Source organism: Dyadobacter sp. BE31 (assembly GCF_031457695.1).
Lineage (GTDB): Bacteria > Bacteroidota > Bacteroidia > Cytophagales > Spirosomataceae > Dyadobacter.
Genome location: NZ_JAVDXA010000003.1, coordinates 74,724 through 89,877 on the forward strand (window position 1 = coordinate 74,724; position 15,154 = coordinate 89,877).

Below are 15,154 nucleotides of genomic sequence, written 5' to 3' on the forward strand. Positions count from 1 at the left end.
GCCAAAGGCATATGTTTATATTTGCAGAATGTATGAAAGAAAGACAATGCCCAACCTGAATTGCGGGCTCGACCTGATCGGTGAAGTGCTATATGGCAAATGGAAAATGAGGCTTTTGTGGTTCATTCACCAGGGCTTCCAACGCCCCAGCGAGCTGCAACGGAAAATTCCGGATGCATCCCGCCGGGTGTTGAATGTGCAATTGAAAGAGCTCGAGAACCACGAGCTGGTCGGGAAAATCATTTACCCGGTCGTTCCGCCCAAAGTAGAATATTATCTTACCGATTTCGGAAAATCACTGATCCCTGTCATCGGTGCGATCGGCGCGTGGGGCGATCAGAATGACCAGCGCTTGCGGGAGCTTATCGAAAAGAACATACTGTCTTCGTAACCACATTTTCCTGACAAGCCTTTTCCAGGATTCGCCCCATTTCATCAAGCAGGCCAGGAATCGGCGTATCGCTGGTATTGGTCAAGCCAAGCGAACCATTGGTTGTCAATGCGCCGATTGTCTGCTCCATTCCCTTTCCAGACCGAACCATTGGACCATACAAGGCTTCAAGCTTCAATGGTCCGAACTCCGTTTTGTATCTCACCCGCACCAGGTTAGTAACCATAATGTGGTGGTTAAATGCTTGTTTCAAAGCATCCAGCATTTGCTGCATATCATTGTGACCGAAAACGAGATCTCGGAAAAACGAAAGATAACCGGTTGTATATTCCACAGAACCGGTCCCGCCGAGCCCGGCCTTCGCCAACCTTGCCAGATCCCAGAAGGATAAATGTCGCTGGTTTTCAAAGAACACGGACTGCGTGGTAATGTTCAGCCCAAAGTTATCGTCCAGATCAAGCGCTGCCCTGGTGCAAACAGGTGAAACCAGCTCCATTTTGATCTGGTCCCATTCTGGACGCAGTTTTCTTGAAGCTATTAGCACGGCCGCACAAATGGCGCCATGAACGCTTGTATTTTCCTGCCTTGCGCGTTCGAGAAGGTTGTGGGTTGTGGTTTCAGAAAAGCGGTGCGACGAAACCAACGGGTTAACCACAGCCGTCTTCATTTTCAGTTCGAGCACCTTCTCAACAACCTGCGCAGGCACATCTTCCGCAAGGCCGAGGGTTTCATCGTTAGACACTTGCGGCTGCATTAATTCCAGCTCTTTTCCGGTAACGGCAAGCAATATATCCCGGGTCAAATAGCTTAATGATGTGCCATCTGCCACGGTATGGTTTGCAGCCAGGATCAGGACGGTGCGGTCTGTCTTTTGAACCAAAACAACCCGTAGCAACGGGCCTTCGGCTGTATTGAACCTTATGGAAAGCTCCTTTTCAACTTCCTGTTCCCAGCGATAGTTCTGCTCTGCATGCACCACACGGAGCGGAATATGCAGGTTGTCTGCATGCTGTAAGCTTGGTCTTCCTAACCCGTCGAGCACCACCCTTACTGAAAGGTTCGGATGGCGTTGCTGGGCCATGTCAATGGCTTTCCGCCACTTTTCAACGGGTTGTGTTCCACAGATGTCGGCGGCCAGGCAGAAGTCTTTTGAATCAATCTGATCCAGCAGCCAAAACGTTTTTTCGAATGCACCTAATGTGCGGTTCTGTTGTCTTTTCATTATGCATTGAGTTGAAGTGAGGGAGTGGCACCGCGCCGCTTCCCTTAAACTGAATGCAAAATTGGCAGGCTGAAATGTGGGAGAGAATGGACAAAAGTTGATGGGACAGGTACATTTCGCCACTTCGTACCAGAAACCAATCGGTTAATTCAGTGCCTCAATTAAAACTCGCCCTGAATTCCAGGGGCGAAAAGTTTGTCTTTGATTTGAACAACTTGCTAAAAGATTGCTGGTGTTCGAAACCGAGCTGGTAGGCGATTTCTCCGACTGTCAGGTCGCTGAATGTCAACACTTCTTTGGCTTTTTCGATCAGCTTGTTGTGGATGTGTTGCTGCGTATTCTGGCCGGTCAATGCACGGAGCATGTCGCCCAGGTAACGGGGCGAAACGTGCAGCTCGTCGGAAAGATACTGGACGCTTGGCAGGCCTTTCAGCAGGGCGGTTTCGTCGTTGAAATAGTTGTTCAACAACTGGTCAAACTTTTCCAGTAATGCATTATGGATCGTTTTACGGGTGATAAACTGACGTTTGTAAAAGCGCTGACTGTAATTCAGCATCAGCTCCAACTGCGAAATGAGCACGTCCTGGCTCAGGTCGTCGATCGCCGTTTCGAGCTCGTCGCCTATATTCGCTCCAATGCCTTCGATGATCGTCCTCTCTTTAGCCGACAAATGCAGCGACTCGTTAACCGAGTAGGAGAAAAAGCCATAATGCTTTATTTTGGCGTCCAATGGATAGTTTCGTAAAAAATCAGGGTGGACCAGTAGTGTAAAGCCCCGAGGCGATTCGGGCACTTGAACGCCCGTGAGCGGCTGGCCCGGCGAGGAAAAAAACATGCCGCCTACCTGGAAATCGTAGGTGGTTTGCCCATAGCGCATCCGGCAGCCCGCCGATTCGTTGTAGGTGATGTTGTAAAAATCCATGGCAAAAGTTTCTGCCAGCATTTCGGCCGTGATCTGCACCTTTTTGTAGTCGAGCAGGCTGATCAGCGGGTGCAACGGTTGCGGCAGGCCGAACGCACGCTGCATTTCGGCGATGGAATGGTACACACGCGGTTTGAGATGTTCCCTTTTCATGATCACATAATTGACTGCCGGCGCAAATCGTTCCAACCTGCGCCGGCATGCCATTTGATTTTAAACAGCGGCTAACAATTGCTTGATCGCTCCACGAAATGCCTCGTCGCCATTGGCCAGGCGCTGCGCATACCACTCCTTGGCGTCGTCGCCGCAGACGTATCGCAACGTGTCGGCACCATCGGTAGCCGCGCCATACACCACCTCGGCAATTTGTTCTGAAGTCGTCGGGGCCTGGTCAGTTGCCAGCATCGCCGTGAATTTATTGATCAAAGATTCATAAGCCGGGTGCGGGGCAAACACCGACTTCGCCCCGATTTCCGTCGCCACCAATCCGGGTTCAATGGTTTTGATCCCGATGCCAAATTCGTTCAGTTCATAAGACAAGCTTTCTGCCCAGCCTTCCAGCGCGAATTTGCTGGCATCGTACATCGAGCTTACGGGGAAAGCCATCAGCCCAGCCGATGAGCCCGTTGTAATGAAAAGCCCGGCTTTCCGCTCCCGGAAATAGGGGATAAATGCCTGCGTCACCCGCACGACACCGAAGAAATTGGTATCCATCTGCTGCACCAGCTGTTCGTCGGTCATCGCTTCCAATGCACCGAACAACCCATAGCCAGCATTGTTGAATACCACATCAATATCGCCCAAAGCCAGTGCCTGCTGCGTCGCTTCGCGGATTTGCGCCGGGTTGGTCACGTCTAGGGGCAGCACAATTACGTTATCCAGCGCATGGAGTTCTGTTTCATTTTCGGGCCTGCGCATGGTTGCGATCACCTTCCAGCCTTTGGCCGCAAACAATTTGGCCGTAGCGCGGCCAATCCCGGTAGAAGCACCGGTAATAAAAATCGTCTTTGTCATTTGTCTCATTTGTTGTTTTCGCAGGACAAATTTCCGTGATGCGCAGCCGGCGCTTGTAGCGGATGTGGAGAATGTTGTAGCCGAAATGGTCTTGCGAGACACGACATCGCCTTTTGTTTTGAAAATGGAATCGACTTTGGCGTAATCCTAGCCGCCCGACCATGCGCCGTGGACGAGCAGGAATGTGCGGGGCTTGTGCTTTTGTGCGAATGCGGTGGTGCTGAAAGTGACTGCGAGAATAAGAATGAGATATTTCATGATTTTGCTTTGATGATGGTGATCAATGCAACAAAACTACCTACATTCACTTACCAAAAGATAGTTGTTACCTCTGGGCAAGTAGTTGCTGCAAGTAAGCAGCCGATTTGAAACCCCTATGAAAAGTACAGAACCGGTTTGCCAGTACGAGCTCAAAGCAGCGCGGGATGCCATGGAGGTGATCCAGGGCAAATGGCGCATTCCGATCGTGATTTCGCTGACTTACGGCACCAAACGTTTCGGAGAAATCCACCGAGATATTCCCGACATTTCACCGAAAATGCTGTCGCAGGAATTGAAGGCGCTGGAAGAAAACAAGCTCATAACCCGCACCCTGCATGACAGTATGCCCGTAACGGTCGAGTATGCGCTGACGCCGCTGGGCATGTCGCTGCGCGAACTTTTGGACGAGCTGCGGAACTGGGGCAAGCATTTCAGGGGCGAAATTGTGGGCAAATGAAAGCAGCCCCCATCCACAATCCCTTTATCCTCGCGCTGATCGCCCGTAACCTTACGGTCGAGATCCATCATCATTCGGCTTACCAGATTGTATTGACCAATGATACACCTTTCGATTCGACCATCGATGGGGTAAAGCATGAGAACATCCACGGGTTTTTGATCAAACCGCATGTGTCGCATTTCTGTGTGGCCGAGAAAGGCACATTGAATGTGCTCAATGTAGAGCCGTATTCTGCCATCGGGCTGGAACTGGCGGGCCGGTTTCAGACGGAACAAAGCTGTGTCGTCTTTGAAAATCCGGCAGTTTCGAACACTTTTTTCCAAACATCCACCGACAGCCTGGACGTGGGCAATGTGCTGGAAGCATTGCTGGCACGCATTCCGGCCGCTGCATATGATGAACGGGTGGTTAAAATCGTCGATTACATTACGAACAACTATTTTCAAGCCGATATTACGCCGCAGACATTTGCCGATATCGTCTTTCTTTCGCCGTCCCGGCTGGCAGCACTTTTCAAGCAGCAAACAGGCAGCAGCCTGTCCAAATACCTGCTGTGGACGCGGCTGCGGCAAGCCATTTATCTGATCCTCTCCGACGATAGCCGCACGCTCACCGATGTGGCCTACGACACCGGATTTTATGACCTGCCGCAGTTCAACAAGTACATGTACGAGATGTTCGGGATGCCGCCGAAAGCATTGAAACACAACAGTGACCTGATCCGAATCTACTAATCATCCCCATTAGCTTCTGCCATCGTTACAACAGTGATCTGATACAAGTTTGCCCGCGGACCCATCCGCACCTTTGTGATATCATTTTGAACAAAACAAAACAATATCATGAAAGCAATTATGTATCAGGCATTTGGAAATGCGGACGTGTTACAAATGGTCGAACTTCTCAAGCCAGCTATCCAATCAGGCGAGGTACTCATCAAAATCAAGGCATTGTCCATTAACCCGATGGACTGGAAGATCCGTAAAGGGGAAATGAAACTGATGTCGGGCACGAAATTCCCGAAATATACTGGTGCCGATTTCAGCGGCATAGTAGAGGAAGTTGGCAGCTCGGTTCCCGGATTCAAGAAGGGGGATGAGGTTTTCGGTGTGGTCAAAAATATGATGAAGGAAGGCGCATCTGCGGAGTACATCGCCATAGCTGCTTCCCAAATCTGGAAAAAACCTTCCAACATTACTTTCGCCCAGGCAGCTTCGCTTCCCGTGGTGGGTACCGCTGCATTGACAGCCATCGAAAAAATGGGGCGCATTGATTCAACTACAACCATTTTGGTCAATGGCGCTACCGGTGGTTTCGGCATGATCCTACTGCAACTACTGAAACAAAAAGGCGCCCATGTGACAGCAGTGACCAGCTCGAACGGCACTGCATTCGCGAAAAGGTGGGGTGCAGACATGGTGATCGATTACCGCACAGAAGAAGTGCTGTCACGCAAGGAGACTTACGACATTGTGATCGACCTGTCCGGCAAAATGGGCTATGCCGACGCGAAACAGGTCATGAAGCCGGATTCGAAATTTCTCAATCCCACGCCTAAGCCCATAGAAATCCCTGCTTCATTGATCCAAAATCTGTTCACGGGTAAAAAGCACGTGATCGTGCTCGCCGATCCATCCACAAAATACACCAATGATTTGCTGTATGCAGTCGGACAAGGGCTGGATATCGAAATTCACAAGGTGTTTCCTTTCCATGCGTTCAAAGAAGCCTATCGCTATGCCGAACGGGGTGGCTATACAGGCAAGGTAGTGATCGAACAACAGTGATCTGATACAAGTTTTTCCTCCCGCAGCGGGGGACATTTGTATCGTACCAACAAAATCAAAACGGCAAACAACATGAAAATGAACATCGTAGTACTCGGCGCCACCGGCACGGTAGGCAGTAAAATTGCACAAACCCTGATCAATGAAGGCCATCACGTGACGCTGGTGGCAAGGCATACCGAAAAACTGGAAACGTACCGTGACCAGGGTGCCGAAATCATCGCGGCGGAAATCACCGATGCGGATCAGCTCACCAGGGCTTTCGCCAGCGCGGACAGTGCATTTGTACTCTTGCCGGACAATGTAAAAGCCGAAAATACACGGGCTTACCAGCGGCAGGTCACCAGCACATTAATCGAGGCGATCCAGCGGTCTGGCATCCGGCACATTGTCAATATGAGCAGTCTGGGCTCGCATATGCACGAGGGCAATGGCATCATGGGCGGCACAGGCGAGCAGGAAGTGCGGCTCAACCAGCTGGAAGGCGTGAATGTGCTGCATATCCGTTCTGCGTATTTTATGGAAAACTTTTTGCGCACAATCGGGTTGGTGAAACAAGCGGGGATCAATGGAACCGTGGCCGCCGGTAATCATGCCATCCCGATGGTCGCCACCCGCGATGTGGCGCAAGTGGCCGCGGGGCATCTGGCCCACCTCGATTTCAGCGGCAAAAGCGTCCACGCCGTCATGGGGCCGCGGGATTACACCTATGCGGAACTGACGAGTATTGTCGGGCATGCGGTCGGCAAACCGGATATGGCCTACGTACAGCTGCCGGTGGAGAAGGTGAGAGAGGTATTTCTCGGCAATGGTTTTTCGCCCGATTTCGTGACCAATCTGATTGAAATGGGCACCGCGATTAGCACGGGTTATATGAATTATCAAAAGCGGGACGAGTCTACTACGACCGCCACTACCGCCGAAGAGTTTGCCAGGGAGGTGTATGCGCCTGCATTTCAACGATGATTTTCAAATTCTGAACCTTTGTAGCAATGAAATTACTCGAAACAACACAGCTGGGAAACCTAGCTTTGAAAAATAGAATGGTAATGTCTGCAATGACGAGAAGTCGCGCGGACAGCCACGGGATTGTTGGCCAGATGACTGCTGAGTACTACACGCAACGTGCAAGTGCAGGCCTGATCATCACCGAGGCCATCCGGATCAGTGAGGAAGCCACGGGCAGTCCGTTTACCCCTGGTATTTACACAGATGAGCAGATCCGGTCCTGGAAGAAAGTGACCCAGGCTGTGCATGAACGGGGCGGACTCATTGTCGCCCAACTCTGGCACACCGGCCGAGCCGGACATTCCATTGACCGCGGCGGCAAGTTGCCACTGGCCCCGTCGCCGCTTGCCATACAGGGCATGCAGCATTTTACCTCCCAGGGGCAAAAAGAATACGAAACGCCGCGGGAGATCACCATCGAAGAAATCCGTCGGACGATCCTGGACTACGGCCAGGCGGCTCGCAATGCCATGGAAGCGGGATTCGACGGGGTGGAGCTGCATGCGGCCAACGGCTATTTGCCCAACCAGTTCCTGGCCGAAAGCGCCAACCAACGAACCGATGAATATGGCGGCAGCATCCCGAACAAGTCGCGTTTTGTCCTGGAAGTCATGCAGGAGTTGCTCGCCGCTGTGGGCGGCGACCGCGTCGGGATTAAACTTTCGCCTTTTCACCCTTATGGCAACATGGTGCTAGATCAGCCGGTTGAAACCTATCAATACCTGATCGAAGAGCTAAATAAGTTGGATTTCGCTTATGTGGAGTTGATGAAGCGTAATCCCTATTTTCCTTCGCCGTCACATTATCCGGCTGTGGATGAAGTCGCGCTTATCGGGCGCCAGATCCGCCAGACAGTTATCGCCAACACAGGCTATGAAAAGGCCTCTGCCGAAACAGAATTGGGAAAAGGGATTGCCCAACTCATTTCTTTCGGAACATTATTCCTGGCCAATCCAGACTTACCTGCACGATTTGAATTGGGGGCAGGGCTGAACGAGCCGGATCGGGCTACCATGGTCGGCGGCGGGGCGCAGGGGTATACTGATTATCCTTTTCTTGAAGATATGGAAGCGCTTCCCAGCAACTATTAGGTTGTTCTTACACTATCTCATCCGGCCCGATGGCGTTTGCGAGTACGCCCAAATGACTGTGGTTGTCTAGGCACTTTGCCCGCCATCCACATTCAGCGTAGCACCGGTAATGTACCGGACATCGAAGCTGCTGAGAAACGCAGCAGCCGCGCCGATGTCTTGCGGTTCGCCATAATGCCCGAGTGCCACGGCTTTCAGCATTTCAGTACTGAAAACGCCATTTGCCGGATTCATGTCGGTGTCGATGAGTCCGGGCTGGATGATGTTGACAGTAATTTTCGGCCTCCTAAATCCCTGGCCCAGCTTCTGGTATAGGCTGCCAAAGCGGCTTTCGTAGCGGCGTACTCGCCGATGCCCCGATAAGGTGAGCGACTGCCACCGTCGAGCCAATGTTGATGATCCGGCCTCCGTCTTTCATAAATGGCAATGCCGTCCGGACCGTGTGAGCGACGGCAAGGACATTAACCAGGCCTGTTTTGTTTTTTAATCTTGACATTGATAGAATCAATTGTATTGAAGTTAAATGTTAGGGACGAAAAATGACCGAGCCCGTAGTTCGGCTCGCTTCCAGGTCCAGATGAGCTTTGCTGACTTCGGATAATGGATATATTGTTGGTGTGACGTTTCCTAAAATGCCGCTTTGAAAGGCATCAAATAGCTCAGCTGTTGAAAGGTTAACGCTTTCTGGATCGGGCAAATACTGCCCTAGCGATGGCTGTAAGAATTTAATTTGCCTTGCATTTAGCAAGGTGCTATCGATTTCGGGGGCACCGGAGGCAGACCCGTAAAGCACAATGGTACCGCCCGGTTTGGTAAGCGTTGCGGACTTGCTGAAAGTCGCCTTGCCAACCCCGTCAAACACCGCACCGACATCCCGGCCATTTGTGAAAGCATGAATTTTTTCAGCCAAATCCTCTTTATCCAGCGCCACCACCAGATCCAGTCTGTACGGCTCGACGATTGCTTTTTTTGCTTCGTTGCCCACCGTGCCGATGACGGTTGCGCCCAATGATTTCGCCCATCTGCTTACTAGCGAGCCAACGCCTACGGCAGCCGCGTGTACGAGTACAATATCACCAGCTTGGACGGGGTAGGCCTGTTTGACCAGCATTCGGGCAGTCAGCCCTTTGGCAAGCAATGAAGCCGTCTGATCGAAGGTAATATCATCGGGCAGCTTCACCAGCTGCCGCGGGTCGATCAGACGCTGCTGGGCATAGGCCCCGAGGGAAAAGTAGTATCCGACCCGGTCGCCGACAGTCCAGCCCGTCACTCCGCTGCCCACCGACTCGATCACACCTGCCGCTTCCACGCCGATGGTCGTAGGCAGTTGTCGCAATGGAAAGCTACCATTTCTGAATAATACGTCCACGAAATTCAATGCGATCGCCTCATGCCGGATCAGGACTTCGTGGGGCTTGGGCAGGCCAATCTGCTCGGTGGTGTATTCCAATACTGATGGTGGTCCCTGACGTGTCAGCCGGACTATGCCGTTTGCTTGTGTTGTGTTCATGATCTGTCTGTTGTTTGATATCACAAAATTGGCACAGCATCTCCGGCTATGCATTAACAAACGCAGTAGATTCATCTTGACATTTGTCAATGCAACCCGAGAGATTTACTTTTAGCGGAAAGAACTGGCAGCATGACCCACGAACCGCTTTTTGTATACATCGAATCCAAATCTTCGCACACGCTCACAGCTAATGAGAAGGTGCAAATAACAGCAGCATTTAAAGCCAGACACCTCCGGAAACGTCAGTACTTGTTACAGGAAGGCGATGTTTGTAAATACATGGCATTCATCGTGAAAGGTGCCGGGCGAATGTATACGATGAAAGAAAATAGCCAGGAGACGATTATCAGGCTCGCTGTCGAATCGTGGTGGCTTGGCGATTACGAGAGCTACAATTTGCACACGCCATCCATTTACTACATCGAAATGACCGAGGATTCCGATGTGCTGCTGGTCACGCATGAAGACATGAAGAACCTCGGCGTGGCCATTCCGGCCATCGATGAAATGGTGCGGGAAATTGACCGGAAAGGGGCCATCGCCACACAAAAGCGCATCCACGCTGCGATCAGCATGGATGCAGAAGAAAGGTATGAACTGCTAGCCAGGACGTATCCGGAATTCGTCAGGCGGTTTCCCCAAAGCATGATTGCATCATACTTGGGTATTTCCCCCGAAACGCTCAGCCGGGTGCGAAAGAAAACGATCTACAAATAGCTGCTTCTTTGTTTCATGGATTGGGAGCATCCAGGAAAAGATGTAGGGACTGAATTTTTCTGTTCTCAATAATGGCCACATCCATGCCCCTGGCGGCGGGCGGTTGTCCCGGAATGCCCAGGTTCCACGCGACGTGCTGCACCTGATGGTTTGCGCTTGCGGGCCTGGTGATTTCAAATTGGAATTCTATTGGCCATTGCGCCTGTAAATTGGAAATGACATCGTTGATCTGCTGGTAACCGACAATAGCCAAGCCGTGATCGGATTCGTAAAAGTGAATATCCGTGGCGTAAACGTTTTGCATGGCCTGCAACCTACGTTCCGCGTTTCTATCATTCCAAATAACTAAGAGGCTGTCTTCCAAAAGTTGTGCTGCATTTTCCATGTTGCTTATGTTTTGTACGATGCAAAACTATCGGTATCCGTGGCAGCTGCCTTTGATCTAAATCAAGGAATTGTGTTGATAAAAGTCAAGCGATAGACTTGCACCTTCAATTTGGCTACAACATTTCCTGTTTCGGCTACAAGCGCTGTGTCACGATGACGGAATTTTGCTGTGTAAAAATTAAAATGATATGCAGACAGAAACAAAGAAAGTGGCACTGGTTACAGGAGCAAATACCGGCGTGGGATACCAGATCGCCAAATCACTTGCTGATGAAGGCTACACCGTTTACGTTGGTGCCAGAAACCCCGACAAAGGGCAGGCTGCCGCTAATGAGATTGGAAAGCAGTCAAAAGCTATTCAATTGGATATTACCGACTCCCAATCCATCGATGCAGCAGTAAGGCAAATTCAAAGCGAAGCCGGATACCTGACGCTGCTGGTTAATAACGCGGCCATCTCGAATGCAGGGAAACCGGGACGCACAATGGAAGAAGTTCTCGGAGCTCAGCGCGCCAGTATCGCGCCTATGGACGAAATGAAAAAGGTCTGGGAAACGAATGTATTTGGTACACTTGCAGTGACACAAGCCTTTTTACCTCTATTAAGGAAAGCTCAGACAGCAAGGATTGTGACCGTGTCGAGCGCATTGGGTTCTCTCACTTTGAATGCCAATCCTGCTAATCCTTACCGCTCGGCTTTCGATGCCGTCTATGGGGCGTCCAAAACTGCGCTTAATGGCGTTTTCCTTTCACTGGCCATCGATTTGGCGAATACCAGCATCAAAGTACACCTGGTAAGTCCTGGTTTTACCGCAACGGCACTCAATAATTTCCAGGGAACCGATACAGTGGAAGAAGGGTCCATCGAGCCAATAAGGGTTGCCTTGTCAGAAGACCTGCCGACTGGAAGTTTTACAGGACCGGCCCATTATGCGGGAGCAGACAACATTGTTCCGTGGTAATAGTAACGATGCTAAAATCCCGTGGGTGGAAACAGTCACGGGGTTTTGGTACATTTATATGATGAAAAATAAGGAAGACAAATTGATACGGTTCATAACGATCCCGGAAACGCATGAGGCCTTTGGCTTGCCCAAACCTCAACATCCTTTGATCAGCCTGGTCCATTTCAACGAGCGCAACCCCTTCAATACAAGCATGGCGCCGATCTATGACATGCTTAGCTTTTATAAGATCACCTTCATCACCGATAACAACGGAAGGCTAAAATATGGACGCGATTATTATGATTACGATGAAGGAAGCATGCTGTTCCTGGCGCCTAACCAATTGGTAGGCAGCACGGATTATAATAGCAGGACCTATTGTTACATCCTGCTCATACACCCCGATTTTTTACGGGGCTATCCTTTGGCAAGTAAGATCAGGCAGTACGGTTATTTCGCATATTCAGCGAATGAAGCACTGCATTTATCCGAAACTGAAAAGGAAAATATCCTTTCGATTTACAGGAATATGGAAAAGGAATTCAACAGTCGTGTGGATGAATTCAGTCAGGAGGTCATGATCGCCCATATCGAATTGCTATTGAGCTATGTCAACCGATATTACAAACGGCAGTTCATCACCCGCAAAGTAGTCAACGATGATATCCTGTCGAAAACAGAGGCCATATTGGATGATTATTTCAACAGCCAGCAATCGCTGCATGACGGGGTTCCTACCGTTCAGTTTCTCTCTGAAAACCTGAACCTTTCGCCAGGTTACCTAAGTGATATGCTCCGTTCGCTGATCGGGCTGAGTGCCCAGCAGTACATCCATGAAAAATTAATCGAGAAAGCCAAAGAGCGGCTGACCACGACACAGCTAAGCATGTCCGAAATTGCCTATGAGCTCGGATTTGAACATTCGCAAAGTTTCAGCAAGCTCTTCAAAAACAAAACCAATCAATCTCCAATGGAGTTTAGGGCTTCGTTCACGTAAAAACATTCGTTTGGGGTAAAACAATTTTAGGATTGGTAAAGGATTGATTTTATTAACTTTGCCATATGCTAAGTGAAGAAAGAACTGGAATACCCGGGCTGAATGAAGTGGACCTTCGACTTAAAGGTTTTAAAGTTCACGTCCTTCCGGAATCAACAGATCTGCCGGTCAAAGCCGGTCGGCGCGACTTCTATAAAATGGGTTTGGTCAATGGCGAGATGACCATTAATTATGGTGGCCAGCTACTGGACATCAAAGGGACCGCACTTTTTTTCGTCAATCCGCAAGTACCGCACGCGCTTGTTCGCCGTATCAACCGTACCAGTGGTTACGCCTGTATCTTTACCGAAACCTTCCTCAATGGTCGCGATTTACAGGATTCTCCGCTTTTCAGGGTCGGCGAAAATCCGGTTGTAACGCTGAATGCAGAACAGGCTGCATTTATGACTGGCCTTTTTGAGAAAATGCTGTCAGTATACGATGGAGACTATCTTTATAAGGGAGATCTGATCAAAAACTACATGGCGCTCATCATCCACGAGGCCCTGCGAATACAGCCCGCGCAGCATAGCTCTACCTTCCGAAATGGGGAAAGCCGGCTTACACACCTATTCATTGAGCAGCTCGAAAAGCAGTTCCCGATAGAGCGCAGCGACGAACCGCTCCGATTACGGAGTCCGCAGGACTATGCCAGGCATTTAAATGTACATGTCAATTACCTGAACCGGTCTGTGAGGGAAACGACGGGCAAAACCACTTCGGCGCATATATCCGCACGGATTATTGCCGAGGCAAAAGCGCTGTTGCAGCATAGTGATTGGGCCGTGGCCGAGATCGCCTACGCGCTCGGGTTTGAGTACCCTGCCTATTTTAATAACTATTTCAAGCGCCTGACAGGCAGCACCCCGAACATTTTCCGAAAGGTTTGAAAATCATAGTTATTGGTTTGATATTGATTGGCTGTCCGCCGGGCTGCGGCCTAATTTTGCCTTATCATTATTAAATCATCTACCAATGAAAATTTTAGTAACAGGAGCGACAGGAAAAGTAGGTAGCCGTTTAGTGCCACGCCTGATAGCCAAAGGCTATGACGTATCGATATTGGTCAGGGACATTGCAAAGGCCGGCGGTTTGATAGAACTTGGCGCGGCACCTATAACCGGCGACCTATTTGAGCCAGCGACCCTGCCAGCGGCGGTAGCTGGCATGGACGCCGTGATCCACCTTGCCGCGCTCTTCCGGACCTTTAAGGATAATGAAGGTATCATGAAAACCAACCGCGAGGGAAGTATCGCATTGGCGCAGGCTGCATACGAAGCCGGTGTCAAACGATTTGTTTTTACCAGCACCTCCAATGTGTACGGTTCGGGTTACCACCGCCCGGCAAAAGAAGACGAACAGGTAGATATCAACGATCCACGCGCATACTCGTCCAGCAAGATCGCCGCAGAAAGGGAATTGATCGAAATGCAGCAAACCCGGGAATTTGACGTCCGTATCTTGCGCCTTGGCTTTGTTTACGGTGATAAAGACCCGCACATCGCCGAAATTATCCCATATATTAAAAAGCTGAACATGCATTCAGGATCACGCATGCATATGGTGCATCACCTGGATGTTGCGCAGGCTCTGGTCCTGCTGCTCACTATCGAAGGGTTGGATGGAGAGATCTTCAACGTAGCCGACGACGCACCAATCACTTTGTATGAACTGGCTGAGTCTGTCGGAAAAGCAGCAGGTACCTTTGAGGAAACAGAAGGCCCCCTAAACGACCCGTTCCAGGGCGTTCAGGATACTTCCAAACTTCGAAGGCAAACCGGCTTCCGTCCATTAGTGCCAAGCTACTATGTGGCCCGCGATCTTGATATATTGTAACCATAACCCCTAGGCTTAGCAGCATTGAAAAATTCGGATACCTTTTACCCGGATTTGGATAACTGCGGCCGCAAGCCGCTTTCCTAAGTTTGCATCATAAAATGATATTATGATAACAGCAAAAGGATATGCGGCGCAAACGGCAGAGAGGCCACTAGCGCCTTGGCAATTTGAAAGACGCGAGGTCGGCGCGCACGATGTGCCGATCGAAATACTCTACTGCGGTTTTGCCATACCGATATTCACCTGACCCGTAACGAATGGTTTGAAGGGATCTTTCCGATGGTCCCAGGCCATGAGATCGTTGGTCGTATGAAAACCCTGTAACTTCAATCAGTGAACAAGCCATACCTCATCCATTCCATATCCGAGCAGCACAGGCTGCTCGGATTGTCTAAGCCTAAACATCCGCTAATCAGCGTATTCCGACATGAACATGCTGATTACGCCAGACTGGTCGATTTGCAGTATTTTACCCTCAATTTTTACTGTATATCCATCAAAACGGATTATGACGGCAGGCAGAAGTACGGGCACCAGCACTACGACTTCGATGAGGGAA

17 protein-coding genes and 1 pseudogene are annotated in these 15,154 nt (G+C 50.3%); 12 read left to right on the forward strand and 6 right to left on the reverse strand.

Going from position 1 to position 15,154, the window contains the following annotated elements; all coding sequences use genetic code 11:
• Positions 1-28: 28 nt before the first annotated feature.
• Complete coding sequence (locus J2Y43_RS16020) at positions 29-391, forward strand: helix-turn-helix domain-containing protein (RefSeq protein ID WP_309984433.1); 363 nt, start codon at positions 29-31, stop codon at positions 389-391.
• On the opposite strand, the gene J2Y43_RS16025 is transcribed toward J2Y43_RS16020, so the two are convergent.
• The 3 genes from J2Y43_RS16025 to J2Y43_RS16035 form a co-directional block, all read right to left on the reverse strand.
• Positions 363-1,613 (reverse strand): phthiocerol/phthiodiolone dimycocerosyl transferase family protein, encoded by a 1,251-nt coding sequence (locus J2Y43_RS16025; RefSeq protein WP_309984435.1) that lies wholly within the window; start codon positions 1,611-1,613, stop codon positions 363-365. The genes J2Y43_RS16020 and J2Y43_RS16025 overlap by 29 nt on opposite strands.
• 157 nt (positions 1,614-1,770) lie before the next feature.
• The gene (locus tag J2Y43_RS16030; RefSeq protein WP_309984437.1) at positions 1,771-2,688 is read right to left on the reverse strand and encodes a helix-turn-helix transcriptional regulator; all 918 of its coding nucleotides are present in this window, start codon (positions 2,686-2,688) and stop codon (positions 1,771-1,773) included.
• 60 nt (positions 2,689-2,748) lie between these two features.
• A complete protein-coding gene (locus tag J2Y43_RS16035; protein WP_309984439.1) occupies positions 2,749-3,549 on the reverse strand; it encodes an SDR family oxidoreductase in 801 nt (266 codons plus the stop codon).
• Between the two features lie 376 nt (positions 3,550-3,925).
• Between J2Y43_RS16035 and J2Y43_RS16040 the strand changes: the two genes are divergently transcribed.
• The 5 genes from J2Y43_RS16040 to J2Y43_RS16060 all read left to right on the forward strand — a co-directional run bounded on the left by J2Y43_RS16040 (position 3,926) and on the right by J2Y43_RS16060 (position 8,156).
• A complete protein-coding gene (locus J2Y43_RS16040; RefSeq protein WP_309984441.1) occupies positions 3,926-4,267 on the forward strand; it encodes a helix-turn-helix domain-containing protein in 342 nt (113 codons plus the stop codon).
• Complete coding sequence (locus J2Y43_RS16045; RefSeq protein WP_309984443.1) at positions 4,264-5,004, forward strand: AraC family transcriptional regulator; 741 nt, start codon at positions 4,264-4,266, stop codon at positions 5,002-5,004. Before J2Y43_RS16040 ends, J2Y43_RS16045 begins: the two co-directional genes overlap by 4 nt.
• 108 nt (positions 5,005-5,112) lie before the next feature.
• Positions 5,113-6,057 (forward strand): NAD(P)-dependent alcohol dehydrogenase, encoded by a 945-nt coding sequence (locus J2Y43_RS16050; protein ID WP_309984445.1) that lies wholly within the window; start codon positions 5,113-5,115, stop codon positions 6,055-6,057.
• Positions 6,058-6,129: 72 nt separating this feature from the next.
• Positions 6,130-7,023, forward strand: a complete 894-nt coding sequence (locus J2Y43_RS16055) for an SDR family NAD(P)-dependent oxidoreductase (RefSeq protein WP_309984447.1) — start codon at positions 6,130-6,132, stop codon at positions 7,021-7,023.
• Between the two features lie 26 nt (positions 7,024-7,049).
• Positions 7,050-8,156, forward strand: a complete 1,107-nt coding sequence (locus tag J2Y43_RS16060; RefSeq protein WP_309984449.1) for an alkene reductase — start codon at positions 7,050-7,052, stop codon at positions 8,154-8,156.
• A gap of 66 nt (positions 8,157-8,222) precedes the next feature.
• On the opposite strand, the gene J2Y43_RS16065 is transcribed toward J2Y43_RS16060, so the two are convergent.
• Together J2Y43_RS16065 and J2Y43_RS16070 are read right to left on the reverse strand one after the other, a co-directional pair.
• Positions 8,223-8,546: an SDR family oxidoreductase gene (locus J2Y43_RS16065; protein ID WP_309984451.1), complete on the reverse strand. Its 324-nt coding sequence runs from the start codon at positions 8,544-8,546 to the stop codon at positions 8,223-8,225.
• Positions 8,547-8,682: 136 nt separating this feature from the next.
• Positions 8,683-9,666 carry a quinone oxidoreductase gene (locus J2Y43_RS16070; protein ID WP_309984453.1) on the reverse strand — a complete coding sequence of 328 codons (984 nt, stop codon included), beginning with the start codon at positions 9,664-9,666 and terminating at the stop codon, positions 8,683-8,685.
• A 132-nt stretch (positions 9,667-9,798) separates the two neighbouring features.
• Here J2Y43_RS16070 and J2Y43_RS16075 point away from each other — a divergent pair, with 132 nt between their 5' ends.
• Entirely contained in the window at positions 9,799-10,386 is a 588-nt protein-coding gene (locus tag J2Y43_RS16075) for a Crp/Fnr family transcriptional regulator (RefSeq protein WP_309984455.1), read from the forward strand.
• Between the two features lie 13 nt (positions 10,387-10,399).
• On the opposite strand, the gene J2Y43_RS16080 is transcribed toward J2Y43_RS16075, so the two are convergent.
• On the reverse strand, positions 10,400-10,771 hold the full coding sequence (locus J2Y43_RS16080; RefSeq protein ID WP_309984456.1) for a nuclear transport factor 2 family protein: 372 nt from the start codon (positions 10,769-10,771) through the stop codon (positions 10,400-10,402).
• Between the two features lie 190 nt (positions 10,772-10,961).
• Here J2Y43_RS16080 and J2Y43_RS16085 point away from each other — a divergent pair, with 190 nt between their 5' ends.
• The 5 genes and pseudogenes from J2Y43_RS16085 to J2Y43_RS33595 all read left to right on the forward strand — a co-directional run.
• Positions 10,962-11,735: an SDR family NAD(P)-dependent oxidoreductase gene (locus tag J2Y43_RS16085; protein ID WP_309984458.1), complete on the forward strand. Its 774-nt coding sequence runs from the start codon at positions 10,962-10,964 to the stop codon at positions 11,733-11,735.
• 61 nt (positions 11,736-11,796) lie between these two features.
• A complete protein-coding gene (locus J2Y43_RS16090; protein ID WP_409014458.1) occupies positions 11,797-12,717 on the forward strand; it encodes a helix-turn-helix domain-containing protein in 921 nt (306 codons plus the stop codon).
• A gap of 65 nt (positions 12,718-12,782) precedes the next feature.
• Entirely contained in the window at positions 12,783-13,646 is an 864-nt protein-coding gene (locus J2Y43_RS16095; protein ID WP_309984462.1) for a helix-turn-helix domain-containing protein, read from the forward strand.
• Between the two features lie 85 nt (positions 13,647-13,731).
• On the forward strand, positions 13,732-14,592 hold the full coding sequence (locus J2Y43_RS16100; RefSeq protein WP_309984464.1) for an NAD(P)-dependent oxidoreductase: 861 nt from the start codon (positions 13,732-13,734) through the stop codon (positions 14,590-14,592).
• A gap of 109 nt (positions 14,593-14,701) precedes the next feature.
• Positions 14,702-14,907: pseudogene (locus tag J2Y43_RS33595) on the forward strand (alcohol dehydrogenase catalytic domain-containing protein); the annotation flags it as partial.
• Between the last annotated feature and the right edge of the window lie 247 nt (positions 14,908-15,154).